The following is an 18,107-nucleotide window of genomic DNA, read 5'->3' as shown; positions in this document are numbered from 1 at the left end:
GCCTGTGTTTTGTTGTTATCTCTCCCCCCCCGGTGCGTGTGGGGGGGGCGGGCGGCGCGGGCGGGCGCGCCGGTGGGGGGGGGGGGGTGGCCGGGGGGGGGCGCGGGCGCTTCCGTTCCGGGGCGGGCCGAGGGTCGCCCCCTGTTCGAGTGCGGGGCGGCACCCCCGGCCTGTCGTTGCATAAAACTGCGGACGCACGTATAGTCATGCCATCCATGAGGAGGGTTTCGATGACGGTACGAGTAGCAGTGGCAGGGGCGAGCGGATACGCGGGCGGAGAGCTCCTGCGCCTTCTGCTGGGACACCCGGACGTCGAGATCGGCACCCTGACCGGCCACTCGAACGCCGGACAGCGGCTCGGCGGCCTCCAGCCGCACCTGCTCCCGCTCGCCGACCGCGTGCTCGTGCCGACCACGGCCGAGGAGCTCGCCGGCCACGACGTCGTCTTCCTCGCCCTGCCGCACGGGCAGTCCGCCGCGGTGGCCGAGCAGCTCGGACCCGACGTCCTCGTCGTCGACATGGGAGCCGACTTCCGGCTCGCGGACCCGGCCGACTGGGAGACCTACTACGGCTCCCCGCACGCCGGCACCTGGCCCTACGGCCTCCCCGAACTGCCCGGCGCCCGCGCCGCCCTGGAGGGCACCAAGCGCGTCGCCGTGCCCGGCTGCTACCCCACCGCCGTCTCGCTCGCGCTCTTCCCGGCGTACGCGAACGGCCTCGCCGAGCCCGAGGCCGTGATCGTCGCCGCCTCCGGCACCTCCGGGGCGGGCAAGGCCGCCAAGCCGCACCTGCTCGGCAGCGAGGTCATGGGCAACATGTCCCCGTACGGCGTCGGCGGCGGCCACCGCCACACCCCCGAGATGATCCAGAACCTCAGCGGACCGGCGGGGGAGCGGGTCACCGTCTCCTTCACGCCCACGCTGGCCCCGATGCCCCGCGGCATCCTCGCCACCTGCACGGCCGCCGCGAAGCCGGGCGTCACCGCCGAGACCGTACGGGCCGCGTACGAGAAGGCGTACGCGGACGAGCCGTTCGTCCACCTGCTGCCCGAGGGGCAGTGGCCGGCCACGGCGTCCGTCTACGGTTCCAACGCCGTTCAGGTACAGGTCACGTACGACGCGGCCGCGAACCGGATCATCGCCATCAGCGCCATCGACAATCTGACCAAGGGCACCGCCGGTGGCGCGGTGCAGAGCATGAACATCGCCCTCGGGCTCCCCGAGAACACCGGACTTTCCACGATTGGAGTCGCTCCGTGAGCGTCACCGCAGCGAAGGGATTCACGGCGGCGGGCATCGCCGCCGGGATCAAGCAGAACGGCAACCCGGACCTGGCCCTCGTGGTCAACACCGGGCCCCGCCGCGCCGCCGCGGGAGTCTTCACCTCCAACCGCGTCAAGGCCGCCCCCGTCGTCTGGTCCCAGCAGGTCCTCGCCGACGGCGAACTGACCGCGGTCGTCCTCAACTCCGGCGGCGCCAACGCCTGTACCGGACCCCAGGGCTTCCAGGACACCCACGCCACCGCCGAGAAGGTGGCCGAGGTCCTGAGCAAGCAGGGCACGGACGTCGGCGCGGGCGAGGTCGCCGTCGCCTCCACCGGCCTCATCGGCATCCTGCTCCCCATGGACAAGCTCCTCCCCGGCGTCGAGAAGGCCGCGGCCGAGCTCTCCGAGCACGGCGGCGAGAAGGCCGCCATCGCCATCAAGACCACCGACACCGTCCACAAGACCGCCGTGGTGACCAAGGACGGCTGGACGGTCGGCGGCATGGCCAAGGGCGCCGGCATGCTCGCCCCCGGCCTCGCCACCATGCTCGTCGTCCTCACCACGGACGCCGACGTCGACGCGGCGGGCCTCGACAGCGCCCTCCGCGGCGCCACCCGCGTCACCTTCGACCGGGTCGACTCCGACGGCTGCATGTCCACCAACGACACCGTCCTCCTCCTCGCCTCCGGCGCCTCCGGCACCACCCCCGCGCAGGACGAGTTCACCGGGGCCGTACGGGCCGTCTGCGACGACCTCGCCCGTCAGCTCATCGGCGACGCCGAGGGCGCCAGCAAGGACATCCGCATCGAGGTGGTCAACGCGGCGACCGAGGACGACGCCGTCGAGGTGGGCCGCTCCATCGCCCGCAACAACCTCCTCAAGTGCGCGATCCACGGCGAGGACCCCAACTGGGGCCGCGTCCTCTCCGCCATCGGCACCACCGCGGCCGCCTTCGAGCCCGACGAGCTCAACGTCGCCATCAACGGCGTCTGGGTCTGCAGGAACGGCTCCGTCGGCGAGGACCGCGAGCTCGTCGACATGCGCTACCGGGAGGTCACCATCACCGCCGACCTGGCCGCCGGCTCCGAGTCCGCCGTGATCTGGGCCAACGACCTCACCGCCGACTACGTCCACGAGAACAGCGCGTACTCGTCATGAGCAACTCCGCGCGGAAACACACCGCCCTCCCGAAGGCCCAGATCCTCATCGAGGCACTGCCCTGGCTCACCCGCCACCACGGCAAGACGGTCGTCATCAAGTTCGGCGGCAACGCCATGATCGACGACGACCTCAAGGCCGCCTTCGCCCAGGACGTCGTCTTCCTGCGCCACGCCGGCCTCAAGCCGGTCGTGGTGCACGGCGGCGGCCCCCAGATCAGCGCCGCCCTCGACCGGCACGGCATCGTCAGCGAGTTCAAGGCCGGCCTGCGGGTCACCACCGAGGACGCCATGGACGTCGTACGGATGGTCCTCGCCGGCCAGGTCCAGCGCGAGCTCGTCGGGCTGCTCAACCAGCACGGCCCGCTCGCCGTCGGTCTCACCGGCGAGGACGCCCACACCATCACCGCCACCAAGCACCGGCCGGTCGTCGACGGCGAACGGATCGACATCGGCCGGGTCGGCGAGATCACCGCCATCGACACCGGCGCCATCGAGGCACTCCTGGAGGACGGCCGGATCCCGGTCATCTCCTCCATCGCCCGCTCCCAGGACGACGGACATGTCTACAACGTCAATGCTGATACGGCGGCTGCGGCACTCGCTGCGGCGCTGGGCGCCGAGACCCTGATGGTCCTGACCGACGTCGAGGGCCTCTACGAGGACTGGCCGAACAGCGACGAGGTCATCAGCCGGCTCACCGCGAGCCAGCTGGAGAAGCTCCTGCCCGAGCTCTCCAGCGGCATGGTCCCCAAGATGGAGGGCTGCCTGCACGCCGTTCGGAACGGGGTCACCACGGCCCGCGTCATCGACGGACGGGTGCAGCACTCGATCCTGCTGGAGATCTTCACCGACGAGGGCATCGGCACGATGGTCGTGCCGGACGATCAGGGGGCGAAATGAGCGCCGAACGGAACGGCAACACGGAGCTGACCCGGCGGTGGCAGGGCTCGCTCATGAACAACTACGGCACCCCCCGGCTGCCCCTCGTCCGCGGTGAGGGCGCCAAGGTCTGGGACGCCGACGGCAACGCGTACCTGGACTTCGTCGGCGGCATCGCCGTCAACGCCCTCGGCCACGGCCACCCGGCGGTCGTCGAGGCCGTCACGACGCAGATCCAGCGCCTCGGCCACGTCTCCAACCTCTTCGTCGCCGAGCCGCCCGTCGCCCTCGCCGAGCGCCTCCTGGGCCTCTTCGGCCGGCCCGGCAAGGTCTTCTTCTGCAACTCGGGCGCCGAGGCCGTCGAAGGGGCCTTCAAGATCGGCCGGCTCACCGGCCGCTCCCACATGGTCGCCACCCAGGGCGGCTTCCACGGCCGGACCATGGGCTCCCTCGCCCTCACCGGCCAGCCCGCCAAGCAGACCCCCTTCCTGCCGCTGCCCGGCGACGTCACCCACGTCCCGTACGGCGACGCCGAGGCCCTGCGCGCCGCGGTCACCGAGGACACCGCCCTCGTGATCATCGAGCCGATCCAGGGCGAGAACGGCGTCGTCGTGCCGCCCGCCGGGTACCTCAGGGCGGCCCGGGAGATCACCCGAGCCACCGGCACCCTGCTCGTCCTCGACGAGGTCCAGACCGGCATCGGCCGGTGCGGCCACTGGTTCGAGTACCAGGCGCACGAGGGCGTCGAGCCGGACGTCGTCACCCTCGCCAAGGGCCTCGGCGGCGGTCTGCCGCTCGGCGCGACCGTCGCCTTCGGCGAGGCCGCGGAGCTCTTCGCCCCCGGCCACCACGGCACCACCTTCGGCGGCAACCCGGTCGCCTGCGCCGCCGGCCTCGCCGTCCTGGACACCCTCGGCGCCGACGCGGCCCTCGATCACGTGAAGTCGGTCGGCGAGCGGCTGCGCCAGGGAATCGAGGGTCTGGGCCATCCCCTGGTCTCCCACGTCCGTGGTGCGGGCCTCCTGCTGGGTATCGTGCTCACGGAGTCCCTCGCACCCCAGGTGCAGCAGGCGGCTCAGGACGCCGGCCTCCTGGTGAACGCGCCCGCCCCCGATGTCGTACGGATCATGCCTCCGCTGGTCCTCGCCGACGCCGAGGCGGACGCCTTCCTCCAGGTCCTGCCCGGAGTCCTCGACGTGGCGAACGGGCAAGGACGAAGCGGAGAATGAGACGACGATGACCGACGCGCAGGAGAACGAGCACGGAGGGCCGTCCGTTCCGCAGACCCGCACCGCACGCCACCGCAGGATCGTCGACATCCTCAACCGGCAGCCGGTGCGGTCGCAGAGCCAGCTCGCCAAGCTCCTCGCGGACGACGGGCTGAGCGTCACGCAGGCGACGCTCTCCCGCGACCTCGACGAGCTGGGCGCGGTGAAGATCCGCAACACCGGCGGCGAGCTGATCTACGCGGTGCCCAGCGAGGGCGGCTTCCGCACCCCGCAGGCCCCGCTCGGCGAGTCCGCCAAGGAGGAGCGCATGCGGCGGCTCTCCAGCGAGCTGCTGATCGCCGCCGAGGCATCGGCGAACCTGGTGGTGCTGCGGACGCCGCCGGGTGCGGCCCAGTTCCTCGCGTCGGCCATCGACCAGGCGGAACTGCACGCCATCCTCGGCACGATCGCGGGTGACGACACCCTCCTGCTGATCAGCCGCGACCCGGCGGGCGGCCAGGCGCTCGCCGACCACCTGCTGAAGCTGGCACAGAAGTAGCACCGCACGCCCCCCGGGGGCTCAGTAGCGCGTGATCGCCGTCGGACCGCCCCGCGTTCCGACGGCGATGTGCGGCCGGCGCGCGGGATCGGCCCAGGCGAGCACCGCGCGCATCGCCTCCGCCGGTACGGACACACAACCGGCGGTCGCGCCACGCCCGTTGACGTGCAGGAAGATCCCGGCCCCGCGCCCGCGCACCGGCCGGTCGTAGTTGAAACCGATGACCAGCGCGTGCGCGTACTGCGTCCTGTACGCGGCGAGACGCTCGGCCTCGGCGGCCCGGCAGTCCCGGGGCAGGCCCTCGGTCCAGCGGTTGTACGCGCGCGAGGCGTTGTCCTGGCACCACCAGGACCGCTCGGTCACCCGCGCGTAGCGGTACGAGGTCCCCGCCGGCGCGGGCGCGGCCCCGAAGGCGTACGGCAGCCGGAAGAGCCCGGTCGGCGTGGTGTTCGTGCCCTGCCGGCGCCCCGTCCCCTCGGCGAGCCCGTTCGCCCCGAACCGCGCGGGCGCCGACCCCGCCTCCACCCACCGGCCGCCGCGCCGGTCCCACCAGGTCAGGGTGCCCGTGGTGGCGTCCGTGCCGGCGGCCTCGGCCGTGATCAGCTGCGAGCCGCCGCCCGTGTCCGCCATCCGCCCGGGCAGGGACACGGGCGCGGGTACGGGCGCGGGCGCGGCCGCCAGGGACAGCAGCGCGGCTCCGAGGGCGAGCAGAATACGCATGGCCGCGACGCTAGGTCCGCCCGTACGCCCCCGCCCGCCGGACGGGGCTATTCGGCGGGCAGCGGAGGCAGCGGCAAGGGCAGCGCGGGCAGCCCGTCGAGGCTGCTGGCGATGTGGTCCTTGCGCGTGCAGTACGCGTTGAACTCCTCGTCCGTCTTCCGGTTGAAGTACTCGGCGTGCAGCGACCGGTCCTCCTGGTACTCCATCAGCGGCACGGCGTACCCGCAGGCGTCGCTCACCCGCCGCGCGTGCACGAGGACGATCGCCCGCGCGCTGCCCTGCCCCTCCACGGCCTCGGCCGGGAACCGCGCGAACAGCTCACCCCAGCGCGGGTCGTCCCGCAGTACGGCCTCCCCGGTCCCGTGCACCCGCACGACCGTCGGCGGCCCCGCGAACGCGGTCCACATGAGCGTGATCCGGCCGTTTCCCGGCTCCCGCAGATGGGCGATGGTCTCTGCGCTGCTGCCGCCGAAATCGACGTAGGCCAGGGTCAGCTCGTCGAGCACGACGAGAGTGCCCTTCCGCCCCTTCGGCGAGAGGTTGACGTGACCGTCCCCGGCCAGCGGCGCCGTCGCCGTGAAGAACACCGGCTGCGCCTCGATGAAGGCCCGCAGTCGTCCGTCGATACGTTCGTATGTCTTACCCATGACGGGCATTCTGCTCGCCTCGCCCGCCCGCGGCCCACCCGTCTCAAGCCCCGGTCGGCCACCGGCCGTTGCGTCCGATGCCGAAGCGGAGCGTCCGCCGGATTCGACCGTCGGCCGGGGGAGGGGTCGCCTCCCGGCGCGGGGCGGGAAAGTGGTCCGCCCAGGGGGCCAGCGCCCGCGACGGCCGCGCGGGCGACCCGCGGGGAGTCGTCGGCCAGCAGCGGCGCGAGGCGCTCGAGCCGCACCGCGTCGAGCACGCGCAGCCCCGCCACGGCGCTCGCCCGCACCCGGGGCCGCCCGTGCCCCGTCAGCGCCCACAGCACAGGGCGTCCTGGGCCCGGTCGCCGCACTCGGCGAGGCCGAGCGGAGCGTCGGAGGGCACCGAGTCCCCGGCCGCGCAGGCGGCCCGGTAGAGCGGCACGGGGTCGGAACCCGCCTGGCGCAGGACCCAGCGCGCGCAGGCGCGCACGAGCGCGGACCGAGAGTCGGCCGGTGACGTCGTCGAAAGCGGTGCTCGGCATGACGCGGAGCCTGGGCAGCGGGTGGGGCGGCCGCAGCTCGATTTCGGGCGGGTGACAGGACACCGCGTTGACAAAACATACGGTGGATTGCATAGTTATGCCTACCGGAGGGGCGCGTGATCGCCGTCCGGCGCGACCTGGCGTGACCCGCACGCGTTGAACAGGCCGGCTTCCCCGTCCAAGGCCCGGGTTGGGAGGCGGCGGTAGACCCACTCTCCTGAGGAGCAGCAGCTGTGAGCAGCAACAACGGTGACGTCCGGCTCTGGGGCGGCCGGTTCGCCGACGGCCCCGCCGAGGCCCTCGCGAAGCTGTCGGCGTCGGTGCACTTCGACTGGCGTCTGGCGCCGTACGACATCGCCGGTTCCCGTGCCCACGCGCGCGTGCTGCGCAAGGCGGGCCTGCTGACCGAGGACGAGCTGACCCGCATGCTGGCCGGTCTCGACCTGCTGGAGGCGGACGTCGCCGACGGCTCGTTCGTCGGCACGATCGCCGACGAGGACGTCCACACCGCCCTGGAGCGGGGCCTCCTGGAGCGGCTCGGCCCGGACCTCGGCGGAAAGCTGCGCGCCGGCCGGTCCCGCAACGACCAGGTCGCCACGCTCTTCCGGATGTACCTGCGGGACCACGCACGGATCATCGGCGGCCTGGTCGCCGAACTCCAGGACGCCCTGGTCGGCCTCGCCGAGGCCCACGCGGACGTGGCCATGCCCGGCCGTACGCACCTTCAGCACGCCCAGCCCGTGCTCTTCGCCCACCATGTCCTGGCCCACGTCCAGTCCCTCTCGCGGGACGCCGAGCGGCTGCGGCAGTGGGACACCCGGACGGCGGTCTCCCCGTACGGCTCCGGCGCCCTCGCGGGCTCCTCGCTGGGGCTCGACCCGGAGGCGGTCGCGAAGGACCTCGGCTTCGAGCGGGGTTCGGCGGGCAACTCGATCGACGGCACGGCCTCGCGCGACTTCGTCGCCGAGTTCGCCTTCATCACCGCGATGATCGGCATCAACCTCTCGCGGATCGCGGAGGAGATCATCATCTGGAACACGAAGGAGTTCTCCTTCGTGACCCTGCACGACGCCTTCTCGACCGGCTCGTCGATCATGCCGCAGAAGAAGAACCCGGACATCGCCGAGCTGGCCCGGGGCAAGTCCGGCCGCCTGATCGGCAACCTGTCGGGCCTCCTCGCCACCCTCAAGGCCCTCCCCCTCGCGTACAACCGTGACCTCCAGGAGGACAAGGAGCCGGTCTTCGACTCCTGCGACCAGCTGGAGGTCCTGCTGCCGGCCTTCACCGGCATGATGGCCACCCTCACCGTCCACCGCGAGCGCATGGAGGAGCTGGCCCCCGCCGGCTTCTCCCTCGCGACGGACATCGCGGAGTGGCTGGTCAAGCAGGGCGTCCCGTTCCGGGTGGCGCACGAGGTCGCCGGCGAGTGCGTCAAGGTCGCCGAGTCCGAGGGCAAGGAGCTGGACGAACTCACCGACGAGCAGTTCGTCAAGATCTCGGAGCACCTCACCCCCGAGGTCCGCACGGTCCTCAACGTCCCCGGCGCCCTCGCCTCCCGCGACGGCCGCGGCGGCACCGCCCCCTCCGCCGTCGCCACCCAGCTCGTGGAGGTCAAGGCGGACCTGGTGATCCAGCACGCCTGGGCCGTCGCCAAGCAGAAGTAGTTCCCGTACCGGGACTCCGCACGTCATCGAGGCGCCGCCCCCTCCGGGCGGCGCCTCGGCATGTTCCGGTCCGCGTGACCGCAGACGTTCAGACGTTCAGAACGCACTCAGGCACTCAGGCGTTCGGACGTCCCCGGTCGCCCGCGCGCCGGACGTGCAGGTGGCCGTCGCGGGGGTAGGCGGGCGGCGTCGCCGGCAGTACGCGGTCGAAGGAGTACCCGCTCTTGGAGGCGACGCGGCACGACGCCGGGTTGTCGACCTGGTGCAGCAGGTCGAGCCGCTCCAGGCCGTCCGGCCCGAAGGTCCCGAAGGCCCACTCCGTGAGCACCTCCAGCGCGCGCGAAGCGACGCCTTTCCCGCGCGCGTGCGCGGCGGTCCAGTAGCCCACCTCGGCCGCCGGGTCGCCGGGGGCGACTCCCTTGAGGACCGTGTTGCCCGCCAGGGGGCCCTCCTCCCCGTCGGGTCCTTCCTCCAGGACCGCGAAGGCGAAGCGTTCCCCGGTGGCCCAGCCCCTCTGCTGGCTCTCCAGCCACCGGGCCCCGTCGGCCTCGTCGTCCACTCGGTGGCTCGTCCAGTGGCGCAGTACGGGATCCCGGCACGCCTCGATGAGCGAGGGGATGTCCCGCGCGCACCAGGGGCGGAGGACGAGGGCGGGGAGGGCCGGTGTCGCGGCGGCCCGCAGGGTGACGGAGGAGTCCATCCGCCGAGCATAGGGCGACACCCGCCTCAAGAATGAGACATTCATGTCTCATTTGGTGTATGGTCGTCTCATGGCAGTCGATCGCAACCACGTGCTCCGCAGCGCCGCCGCCCTTCTCTCCCGTAAAGCGACCGCCACGATGGACGAGGTCGCCCGAGCGGCAGGGATCGGCCGGGCCACGCTGCACCGCCTGTTCGCCGGGCGGGAAGCGCTGGTCAGGGCGCTCGAAGAGCTCGGACTCGAGGAGCTGGAGCAGGCGCACGACCGGGCCCGGCTCGACGAGGGCCCCGAGGACGAGGCCGTCCGGCGACTCATCGCCGAGGTGGAGCCCGTCGCCCCGCTGCTCTCGTTCCTGGTCACCGAGAACCAGCTGTTCGAGGGCGACGAGCAGAACGAGGGCTGGGCCCGCATAGACGCCCGGATCGTGGCCCTCTTCCGGCGCGGCCAGGAGAACGGCGTCTTCCGGATCGACCTGACCCCCGCCTGGCTGTCCGAGGCCTTCTACGGGCTGGTCGGATCCGGCGCCTGGGCCGTGCACGACGGCCGGGTCGCCGCCAAGGACTTTCAGTACATGATCGCCGAGCTGCTGCTCGGCGGAGCGCGCAGGAGCGTGGAGAAGTGAGCACCAGCACCCTCAGGACCAAGAGCCATATCGAGGGCGTGCGCCGCCCCGGCCGGTGGCTCGCCCTTTCCGTTCTCGTCCTGGCCGTCCTCCTCGTCGCGGTCGACGCCACGGTGCTGGGGCTCGCCACCCCGTTCCTCTCCGAGGACCTGAAGCCGTCCGGCACCCAGCTGCTCTGGATCGGTGACGTCTACTCGTTCGTCATCGCCGGACTCCTGGTCTCCATGGGCAGCCTCGGCGACCGCATCGGCCGCAAGAAGCTGCTGCTGATCGGCGCCACCGCGTTCGGTGCCGTCTCGGTCCTGAACGCCTACGCGACCAGCCCCGAGATGATGATCGTGGCCCGCGCGCTGCTCGGCGTCGCCGGTGCGACCCTGATGCCGTCCACCCTGGCGCTCATCCGAAACCTCTTCCACGACCCGCGCGAGCGCAGCCTCGCCATCGGTATCTGGGGTGCCATGGCCTCGGCCGGCGCCGCCGTCGGACCGGTCGTCGGCGGGTTCCTCCTGGAGCACTTCTGGTGGGGCTCGGTCTTCCTCATCAACCTGCCCGTCATGGCCGTCCTCGTCCTGGTCGGCATCAAGCTGATCCCCGAGTCGAAGAACCCGAACCCGGGTCCCTGGGACGTCCCCAGCGTCGGCCTGTCCCTCGTCGGCATGATCGGCCTGGTGTACGCGGTCAAGGAGCTGGCCTCGCACGGCCTGACCCTGGACGCCGGTGTCGCCGCCCTCGCCGGTGTCGCCGGTCTTGCCGGGTTCGTCCGCAGGCAGCTCACCCTGCCGGTGCCGCTGCTGGACATGCGCCTCTTCCGTCACCGCGGTTTCTCCGGCGCCGTCCTCGCCGACCTGCTGACCATCCTCGGCCTTTCCGGCCTGGTGTTCTTCCTGTCCCAGTTCTTCCAGCTGGTGCAGGGCCGGGCGCCCCTGGAGGCCGGACTCGCCGAGCTGCCGGCCGCGATCGGCGCCGTGACGGCCGGTCTGGCGGCCGGTGTCGCCGCCCGCCGCTTCTCCGTGCGGTCCGTGGTGGCCGGCGGTCTCGCGGCGGTCGGACTCTCCCTCGCCGTCCTGACCACCCTCGACCAGCACACCGGTTACGCCCTGCTCGGCGCGAGCCTGCTCGTCGTCGGCGTGGGCGCGGGCTTCGCGTTCACCGTCACCGCCGACGTGATCCTGTCCAGCGTCCCGAAGGAGCAGGCCGGATCCGCGTCCGCAGTCTCCGAGACGGCGTACGAACTGGGCGCCGCCCTCGGCATCGCCGTCCTCGGCTCGATCGTGACCGGCGTCTACCAGGGCTTCGCCACCCCGGCCGGTGTCCCCTCCGACCTCGCGTCGGCCGCCCACGAGTCGCTCGGCGGCGCGGTCGAGGCATCCGGCGGCCTCGCCCCGGACACCGCGACGGCCCTGGTGTCGGCGGCCCAGGAGGCGTTCGTCGACGGCCTGCGGATCGCGGCCGGCGTCGGCGCCGCGGTCCTCCTCGCGACGGCGGTCGCGGCCTGGTTCCTGCTCAGGGGCCAGAAGCTGGAGGACGGCGTCGAGCACTGACGCGTCCGGCGAGTCCCGAGCATGTGAAGGTGCCCCGTACGGCCGAGGCCGTACGGGGCACCTTCACGCATATCGCCGGGAGCGGCTCTCACCGCCGGGAGCGGCGTCGACCCATCGGACCTACGCGGCCTTCGCCTTCGTGGCGTACATGTCCACGTACTCCTGCCCGGACAGGCGCATCACCTCGGCCATCACCGAGTCCGTCACCGCCCGCAGCACATAGCGGTCGCGGTCCATGCCGTCGTACCGGGAGAACTCCATCGCCTCGCCGAAGCGGACCGTCACCCGGCCCGGACGCGGGAAGCCCGCCCCGCCCGGCTGGATCTTGTCGGTGCCGATCATCGCGAACGGCACCACCGGCGCGCCGGTCATCAGGGTGAGCCGGGCGATGCCCGTACGGCCCCGGTACAGCCGGCCGTCGGGGGAGCGGGTGCCCTCCGGGTAGATCGAGAAGATCTTGCCCTCCTCCAGCACCCGGCGGCCGGTCATCAGGGCCGCGACACCGCCGCGGCCGCCGTCCCGGTCCACCGGGATCATGCCGACGCTGGTGAAGAACCAGGCCATCGCCCGGCCCTTGAGCCCCTTGCCCGTCACGTACTCGTCCTTGCCGATGAAGTAGACCGGGCGGTCCAGGCAGATCGGCATGATCATCGAGTCGATGAAGGTCAGGTGGTTGCCCGCCAGGATGACGGGCCCGGTGCCCGGGATGTTCTCGGCGCCCTCCACGCGGGGGCGGAACATCAGGCGCATGACCGGACCGAGCACTGCCTTGATGATCGCGAGACGGGACAACGGTTCCTCCGGTGTGACGCGGGTCGGTCGAGCGAGTCGGTCGTGCGCGTCAGTCGAGCCGACGGTGCAGCTGGCGACGATACTCGCGGGTCACCGCCGTCCGCACATCGGGTTCACCAAGTGGATACGCAGTGTTGACGTGTGTTTCCGCCATGTTCGGCCGAGGTCTGCCGCCCGTAGGGCGTTCTTGCCTAGCGTCGGAACCCCCGATGACAGGTACGGGACATCACACAGGAGGAGCCTCATGACACAGGGTGCGCACCGGACCCCGGCACGGCGGACCGTACTCGGCGCCGCCGGAGCGGCGGCCGTACTGGGGGCCACGACGGTCCTCCCCGCGGGCGCCGCCCACGCCGACGAGCCCCGGAGCGGCGCCACCGGCCGGGGCGCGGGCCACGGACACGGCTACCGTTCCCTGCCCGTCCCCACGGTCATCGCCCACCGCGGCGCCAGCGGCTACCGCCCGGAGCACACCCTCGGCTCCTACCGGCACGCGCTCGACCTCGGCGCCCACGTCATCGAGCAGGACCTCGTCCCCACCAAGGACGGGCACCTCGTATGCCGTCACGAGAACGACATCACCGGCACCACCGACGTCGCCGACCACCCGGAGTTCGCCTCCCGGAAGACCACCAAGAGCGTCGACGGCGTCTCCCTCACCGGCTGGTTCACCGAGGACTTCACGCTCGCCGAGCTCAGGACCCTGCGGGCCAAGGAGCGCATCCCCGGCACCCGCCAGGAGAACACCCTCTACGACGGCCGCTGGTCGGTCCCCACCTTCGAGGAGGTCCTGCGCTGGGCCGAGGACGAGGGCCGCCGCCGGGGCCGCGAGATCTGGCTGCACGTCGAGACCAAGCACCCCACCTACTTCCGCTCCCTCGGGCTCGGACTCGAGGAGCGGCTGGCGAAGCTCCTGCGCCGGTACGGACGCCACCGCGCGAACTCCCCGGTCTTCCTGCAGTCCTTCGAGCCGAGCAGCATCCAGCGCCTGGCGAAGCTGGTGGACTCCCCGCGCGTCGTCCTGCTCTCCGGCGCGGGCAGCCGCCCCTGGGACTTCGTCCAGGCCGGGGACCCGCGCACCGTCGCCGACCTGGTCACGCCCGCCGGCCTGCGCTGGATCTCCTCCTACGCACAGGGCATCGGCCCCACGCTCGACCTGATCATCCCCAAGGACGCGGGCGGCCGCCTCGGCACCCCGACCACCCTGGTCCGGGACGCGCACGCGGAAGGGCTGATCCTCCACCCGTACACGCACCGCAACGAGAACACCTTCCTGCCCGCCGAGTTCCGCCGCGGCACGGACCCGAACGCCTACGGCGACGCCTTCGGCGCCCTGAAGCGGTACCTGGAGACGGGCATCGACGGCATCTTCTCCGACAACACGGACACCGCCCTGCTCGCCGCCGCGGACCTCACCGCCCGCGACTGACCCGCCGGGGGCCGTGCGGGCCGGGCCACCGCGCCCGCACGCCCCCCTCCCGGGTGGTTTACGCCCCGTACCGCAACCGCACCCACGTGCCCCCGCATCGTGCCGGTCATGACCACCCCCACCACTCCCGCGCCCTTCGTCACCCCCGACACCGCCCACGGGGCCGACACCGCCCCCGGCCTCCTCGCCGCCCTCGCGCCCCTGCTGGCCGCCGAGTCGGACGCCGAGGCGCCGGCCGCCGGGGTCGAGCCGGGCGACCTGGAGCAGGCCGTCTGGCTGCGTCTGCTGGAACGGCTCCAGGAGACGGGCGCTCCCGAGAGGCCCGCCGAATGGCTGCGCAGGGCCGTCCGCGCGGAGGCCCGCCGCGCCCGCCGGACCACCGACAGGGAGCGCCCCTACCCGGGCGAGCCCGTCCACGAGGCGGGCGGCGCCGAGCCCCACGGCTCGCCGGAGCACTCCCTGATGGCCGCCGAGGGCCGCCGCACGCTGCGTGCCGCCGTCACCCGGACACCCGGCCGCTGTCCCCGGGTGCTCACGGCGATGCTCGACCCGGAAGACCCCACCTACCGGGAAATCGCAGGAGAGTTGGGTATCTCACAGGGAAGTCTGGGGCCGATGCGTTCCCGATGCCTGGGATGCCTGCGCAGAATGCTGGCGGCAGAGGTTCCCGCCCCGGGTCGACGGGGAAGGGTGCGGTAAACCGATGATCGACAGATGAGCGGGAGGCGTGCACACATGGGCCTGAGTGTGACCATCTCAGCGGCGGACGAGCGGGACGCGGAGCACATCCTGAAGCTGCAGTACCTCTGCTACCAGAGCGAGGCGGAGCTCTACGGGGACTGGTCCATCGAACCGCTCACCCAGTCGCTCGACGCGCTGCGCGCCGAACTCGACGAGGGGCACGGACTCGTGGCCCGGCTCGGCGACGAGGTCGTCGCCTCCGTCCGGGCCCGCCTCGACGAGGACGGCACGGTACGGATCGCCAAGCTGATCGTCCACCCGCGCATGCAGCGGCACGGCCTCGGCGGCCGGCTCCTCGACGGCATCGAGCGTCACTTCGCGTCCGGCGGCGAGCAGCTCCCCGTACCGCCGGCCAAGCGCTTCCAGCTCTTCACCGGCCACCGCAGCGAGGGCAATCTGCGGCTCTACCGCAGCAAGGGGTACGAGCAGGTCGCCACCCGCGAACTCGGGCCCAGGATCACCCTGGTGACCCTGGAGAAGGCCGCCTGACTCAGGCGGCCGACACCGCCCGCGACCGCCGCAGCCACCAGATGCCGGTCAGCGGCAGCAGGACCGGGATGAAGAGGTAGCCGTAGCCGTAGTCCGACCAGACCGTCGCGTCCGGGAAGGCGGACGGCTCGACCAGCGTCCAGGTCCCCACGACCAGCACGCCCGTGAGCTCGGCGGCGCAGCACACCAGCGCCGCCCTGCGGGCCGTCTCCCCGCCGCGTACCAGCGTGTACGTGATGAACGCGTAGACCACGGCCGCGACCGCCGACAGGCTGTACGCGAGCGGAGCCCGGTCGAACTCGGTCGCGATCTGGTAGATCGAGCGGGAGACCGCGCCGACCGACATCACGCCGTACAGCCAGACGAGCAGGATGCCCGGGCCCGTGACGAGGCGGTTCCTCGTGCCCTGTGCCGCCTTCTCCTGTGTCGCGGTCATGGTCAGCCCACCGTCCAGATGTCGTAGAGACGCACTTCGAGCACGGCCAGCACGACCGCGCCGGCCGCCACCGTCGCCGAACCCCACCGGCTGCGCTCCGCGAGCGACATGAACCCGGCGATGGGCACCGCGCAGAGCGCGCCGAGGAGATAGGCGACGAAGATCGTCGTCCCCTCCTCGGCGTTCTCGCCGCGCACCAGCTGCACGATGCCGACCACCAGCTGGACCAGGACGAGGAACGTCACCACGGCCATGCCGATGAAGTGCCAGTCCTTGGTCGACTGGTCCCGGAAGGCGGCGAAGCCGCACCAGGCGGCGAGGGCGAGCGCGGCCACGGAGACCGCGACCGTCAGGACGTCAAGCATGCGCCCGAGGGTATTACGGCCCGAAGGGCCCGATGCGCCCGCCCCCCGGCCCGCCCCTGACCCGTCCCCGGCCTGCCCCCCGGCCCGCTCCTTCGGCCTGCCCTCCGCCCCGGGAACGGAGAGCGGGTCGGCCGTGGCCTTGGCCACAACCGGCGCCCGGCCGGGGCCCGCACGGTGCTCCTCCGCCCCCGCTCGGCCGGGCCCGTCCCCGCAGGCCACACAAGGGAACGGCGGGCGCGGACCCCGCCTCCCGCGTGTCCGCATGGCGTCTCAACGATGTCCGCTATTCGGACATGCCCCTGGTGTTCGCAGCTGCGCATGTTTTACTTGCAGACATGACCACGACGAGCAGCCGCATCCTTGCGACCGAGGCGACCACGACGCCCGGTGCTCGTTGTATGTGTCGAATGTGCGCCTTCTGAGGGCCCCCGCCTGAGTTTCGCGCCCCGAAGCGAGACCCGACGGCCGTGCCGATCCTCCCCTCCTGTGGCGGTGGACCGTGCCCGCCCGGCGCACCCGCCGCCTTCCGGCCATCGCCGGACCGGCCTTTCGTGCGCCTGACTGTCCGAATGACGAATTCCCCGTGCCCGGCGGACCCCGCGCCGCGCACTCGACAGTGACGGAAACCCCTGTGATCACCACTTCGGGCCTGACCAAGGTCTATGAGTCGCGCGGCCGGCAGGTCACCGCTCTGGACGGTGTCGACCTCCACGTCCGCGAGGGCGAGGTGTTCGGCGTGATCGGCCAGAGCGGCGCCGGCAAGTCCTCGCTCATCCGCTGCGTGAACCTCCTGGAGCGCCCCACCTCCGGCACCGTGACCGTCGACGGCGTCGACCTCACCGCGCTCGCCGGCAAGGGCCGCCGCGCGGGCAAGGACCTGCGCCGGGCGCGCAGCAGCATCGGCATGGTCTTCCAGCACTTCAACCTGCTGTCCTCCCGCACGGTGAAGGACAACATCGAGCTTCCCCTGGAGATCCTCGGCGTCTCCGGCGCCGAGCGCTCCCGCCGCGCCCTCGAACTCCTCGACCTGGTCGGCCTCGCCGACAAGGCCGGGTCCTTCCCGGCCCAGCTCTCCGGCGGCCAGAAGCAGCGCGTCGGCATCGCCCGCGCCCTCGCCGGCGAGCCCAAGGTCCTCCTCTCCGACGAGGCCACCAGCGCCCTCGACCCGGAGACCACCCGCTCCATCCTCCAGCTGCTGCGCGACCTCAACCGGCAGCTCGGCCTCACCGTCCTGCTCATCACGCACGAGATGGACGTCGTCAAGACGATCTGCGACTCCGCCGCGCTCATGCAGCACGGCCGGATCGTCGAATCGGGCACCGTGGGCGAACTGCTCGCCACCCCCGGCTCCCAGCTGGCCGCCGAGCTCTTCCCGGTCGGCGGCGCCGCCACCGGCCCCGACCGGACCGTCGTCGACGTCACCTTCCACGGCGAGGCCGCGACCCAGCCGGTCATCTCCCAGCTCTCCCGCACGTACAACATCGACATCTCGATCCTCGGGGCGGCGATGGACACCGTCGGCGGCAACCAGATCGGCCGGATGCGGATCGAGCTGCCCGGACGGTACGAGGACAACGTCGTGCCGGTCGGCTTCCTGCGCGAGCAGGGCCTCCAGGTGGAGATCGTCGAGGACGCGCAGGAGATCGCCGACGCGCCCGTACTGGTGAAGGAAGGTGCCAAGTGACCTGGTCCGAGATGCAGCCGCTGCTGGAGCAGGGCACCGTCGACACCCTCTACATGGTCCTGTGGGCCACCGTCGTCACCGTGCTCGGCGGCCTGCCGCTCGGCATCCTCCTCGTCCTCACGGACAAGGGCGGACTGCTGCAGAACCGGCCGGTGAACAAGATCGTCGGTGCGATCGTGAACATCGGGCGTTCGCTGCCCTTCATCATCCTGCTGATCGCCCTGATCCCCTTCACCACCTTCGTCGTCGGCACCTTCATCGGACCGACCGCGATGATCGTGCCGCTCGCCATCGGCGCCATCCCCTTCTTCGCGCGGCTCGTCGAGACCGCCGTCCGCGAGGTCGACCACGGGCTCGTCGAAGCCGTCCAGGCGATGGGCGGCGGCATCCCCACCATCGTCCGCAAGGTGCTCCTCCCGCAGGCCCTGCCCTCGCTGATCTCGGGCGTCACCACCACCGTGATCGTGCTCATCGGCTACTCGGCGATGGCCGGCGCGGTCGGCGGCGAGGGCCTCGGCTCCAAGGCCGTCACCTACGGATACCAGCGCTTCGACACCACCTTCATGCTGGTCACCGTCGTCGTCCTGGTCCTGATCGTGACCGTCGTCCAGCTCATCGGCGACGGAGTCGTCCGACTCCTCGCCCGCCGGGGCCGCACGGCCTGAGCCGTCCCGCCCCACCCACAG

20 protein-coding genes are annotated in these 18,107 nt (G+C 72.1%); 13 read left to right on the top strand and 7 right to left on the bottom strand.

The window, feature by feature from the left end; all coding sequences use genetic code 11:
- Positions 1–230: 230 nt before the first annotated feature.
- From argC to ACFVZH_RS15060, 5 genes are read left to right on the top strand one after another with little or no spacing between them, the layout of a single operon-like run.
- On the top strand, positions 231–1,259 hold the full coding sequence (argC, locus tag ACFVZH_RS15080) for an N-acetyl-gamma-glutamyl-phosphate reductase (protein WP_384897206.1): 1,029 nt from the start codon (positions 231–233) through the stop codon (positions 1,257–1,259).
- A complete protein-coding gene (gene argJ, locus ACFVZH_RS15075; RefSeq protein WP_384897203.1) occupies positions 1,256–2,422 on the top strand; it encodes a bifunctional glutamate N-acetyltransferase/amino-acid acetyltransferase ArgJ in 1,167 nt (388 codons plus the stop codon). The genes argC and argJ overlap by 4 nt, the downstream gene beginning before the upstream one ends.
- A complete protein-coding gene (gene argB, locus ACFVZH_RS15070) occupies positions 2,419–3,324 on the top strand; it encodes an acetylglutamate kinase (protein WP_384897200.1) in 906 nt (301 codons plus the stop codon). Before argJ ends, argB begins: the two co-directional genes overlap by 4 nt.
- Positions 3,321–4,532 carry an acetylornithine transaminase gene (locus ACFVZH_RS15065; RefSeq protein ID WP_384897197.1) on the top strand — a complete coding sequence of 404 codons (1,212 nt, stop codon included), beginning with the start codon at positions 3,321–3,323 and terminating at the stop codon, positions 4,530–4,532. Before argB ends, ACFVZH_RS15065 begins: the two co-directional genes overlap by 4 nt.
- A gap of 7 nt (positions 4,533–4,539) precedes the next feature.
- Positions 4,540–5,070: an arginine repressor gene (locus ACFVZH_RS15060; RefSeq protein ID WP_384897194.1), complete on the top strand. Its 531-nt coding sequence runs from the start codon at positions 4,540–4,542 to the stop codon at positions 5,068–5,070.
- 21 nt (positions 5,071–5,091) lie between these two features.
- On the opposite strand, the gene ACFVZH_RS15055 is transcribed toward ACFVZH_RS15060, so the two are convergent.
- The 3 genes from ACFVZH_RS15055 to ACFVZH_RS15045 form a co-directional block, all read right to left on the bottom strand.
- A complete protein-coding gene (locus ACFVZH_RS15055) occupies positions 5,092–5,790 on the bottom strand; it encodes a L,D-transpeptidase family protein (protein ID WP_384897191.1) in 699 nt (232 codons plus the stop codon).
- 47 nt (positions 5,791–5,837) lie between these two features.
- The gene (locus ACFVZH_RS15050; protein ID WP_384897188.1) at positions 5,838–6,437 is read right to left on the bottom strand and encodes a pyridoxamine 5'-phosphate oxidase family protein; all 600 of its coding nucleotides are present in this window, start codon (positions 6,435–6,437) and stop codon (positions 5,838–5,840) included.
- Positions 6,438–6,744: 307 nt separating this feature from the next.
- Positions 6,745–6,906, bottom strand: coding sequence for a hypothetical protein (locus tag ACFVZH_RS15045; RefSeq protein ID WP_384897186.1), 162 nt, complete (start codon positions 6,904–6,906; stop codon positions 6,745–6,747).
- Between the two features lie 285 nt (positions 6,907–7,191).
- On the opposite strand from ACFVZH_RS15045, the gene argH reads away from it, so the two are divergent.
- Positions 7,192–8,622 carry an argininosuccinate lyase gene (gene argH / locus ACFVZH_RS15040; protein ID WP_384897183.1) on the top strand — a complete coding sequence of 477 codons (1,431 nt, stop codon included), beginning with the start codon at positions 7,192–7,194 and terminating at the stop codon, positions 8,620–8,622.
- Positions 8,623–8,737: 115 nt separating this feature from the next.
- Here argH and ACFVZH_RS15035 read toward each other — a convergent pair whose 3' ends face one another.
- Positions 8,738–9,322 (bottom strand): GNAT family N-acetyltransferase, encoded by a 585-nt coding sequence (locus tag ACFVZH_RS15035; RefSeq protein WP_384897180.1) that lies wholly within the window; start codon positions 9,320–9,322, stop codon positions 8,738–8,740.
- A 70-nt stretch (positions 9,323–9,392) separates the two neighbouring features.
- Between ACFVZH_RS15035 and ACFVZH_RS15030 the strand changes: the two genes are divergently transcribed.
- Both ACFVZH_RS15030 and ACFVZH_RS15025 read left to right on the top strand, forming a co-directional pair.
- Positions 9,393–9,944 carry a TetR/AcrR family transcriptional regulator gene (locus ACFVZH_RS15030; RefSeq protein WP_384897177.1) on the top strand — a complete coding sequence of 184 codons (552 nt, stop codon included), beginning with the start codon at positions 9,393–9,395 and terminating at the stop codon, positions 9,942–9,944.
- Positions 9,941–11,485, top strand: coding sequence for an MFS transporter (locus ACFVZH_RS15025; RefSeq protein WP_384897174.1), 1,545 nt, complete (start codon positions 9,941–9,943; stop codon positions 11,483–11,485). The genes ACFVZH_RS15030 and ACFVZH_RS15025 overlap by 4 nt, the downstream gene beginning before the upstream one ends.
- A gap of 120 nt (positions 11,486–11,605) precedes the next feature.
- Here ACFVZH_RS15025 and ACFVZH_RS15020 read toward each other — a convergent pair whose 3' ends face one another.
- Complete coding sequence (locus ACFVZH_RS15020) at positions 11,606–12,277, bottom strand: lysophospholipid acyltransferase family protein (RefSeq protein ID WP_384897171.1); 672 nt, start codon at positions 12,275–12,277, stop codon at positions 11,606–11,608.
- A 244-nt stretch (positions 12,278–12,521) separates the two neighbouring features.
- On the opposite strand from ACFVZH_RS15020, the gene ACFVZH_RS15015 reads away from it, so the two are divergent.
- From ACFVZH_RS15015 to ACFVZH_RS15005, 3 genes are all read left to right on the top strand, one after another.
- Positions 12,522–13,706, top strand: coding sequence for a glycerophosphodiester phosphodiesterase (locus ACFVZH_RS15015; protein ID WP_384897168.1), 1,185 nt, complete (start codon positions 12,522–12,524; stop codon positions 13,704–13,706).
- 108 nt (positions 13,707–13,814) lie between these two features.
- Positions 13,815–14,405 (top strand): sigma-70 family RNA polymerase sigma factor, encoded by a 591-nt coding sequence (locus ACFVZH_RS15010; protein WP_384897165.1) that lies wholly within the window; start codon positions 13,815–13,817, stop codon positions 14,403–14,405.
- Between the two features lie 36 nt (positions 14,406–14,441).
- Positions 14,442–14,936: a GNAT family N-acetyltransferase gene (locus ACFVZH_RS15005; protein ID WP_384897162.1), complete on the top strand. Its 495-nt coding sequence runs from the start codon at positions 14,442–14,444 to the stop codon at positions 14,934–14,936.
- Between the two features lies 1 nt (position 14,937).
- Here the strand turns inward: ACFVZH_RS15005 and ACFVZH_RS15000 are convergent, their stop codons facing one another.
- The gene (locus ACFVZH_RS15000) at positions 14,938–15,372 is read right to left on the bottom strand and encodes a hypothetical protein (RefSeq protein WP_384897158.1); all 435 of its coding nucleotides are present in this window, start codon (positions 15,370–15,372) and stop codon (positions 14,938–14,940) included.
- A gap of 2 nt (positions 15,373–15,374) precedes the next feature.
- Positions 15,375–15,737: a hypothetical protein gene (locus ACFVZH_RS14995; protein WP_384897155.1), complete on the bottom strand. Its 363-nt coding sequence runs from the start codon at positions 15,735–15,737 to the stop codon at positions 15,375–15,377.
- Between the two features lie 631 nt (positions 15,738–16,368).
- On the opposite strand from ACFVZH_RS14995, the gene ACFVZH_RS14990 reads away from it, so the two are divergent.
- Together ACFVZH_RS14990 and ACFVZH_RS14985 are read left to right on the top strand one after the other, a co-directional pair.
- Positions 16,369–17,421: a methionine ABC transporter ATP-binding protein gene (locus tag ACFVZH_RS14990; RefSeq protein ID WP_384897152.1), complete on the top strand. Its 1,053-nt coding sequence runs from the start codon at positions 16,369–16,371 to the stop codon at positions 17,419–17,421.
- Entirely contained in the window at positions 17,418–18,086 is a 669-nt protein-coding gene (locus ACFVZH_RS14985) for a methionine ABC transporter permease (protein ID WP_384897149.1), read from the top strand. Before ACFVZH_RS14990 ends, ACFVZH_RS14985 begins: the two co-directional genes overlap by 4 nt.
- Positions 18,087–18,107 lie beyond the last annotated feature (21 nt).

The organism is Streptomyces sp. NPDC059534 (assembly GCF_042743475.1).
GTDB lineage: Bacteria > Actinomycetota > Actinomycetes > Streptomycetales > Streptomycetaceae > Streptomyces.
This window is presented reverse-complemented; position numbering and strand designations above follow the sequence as displayed.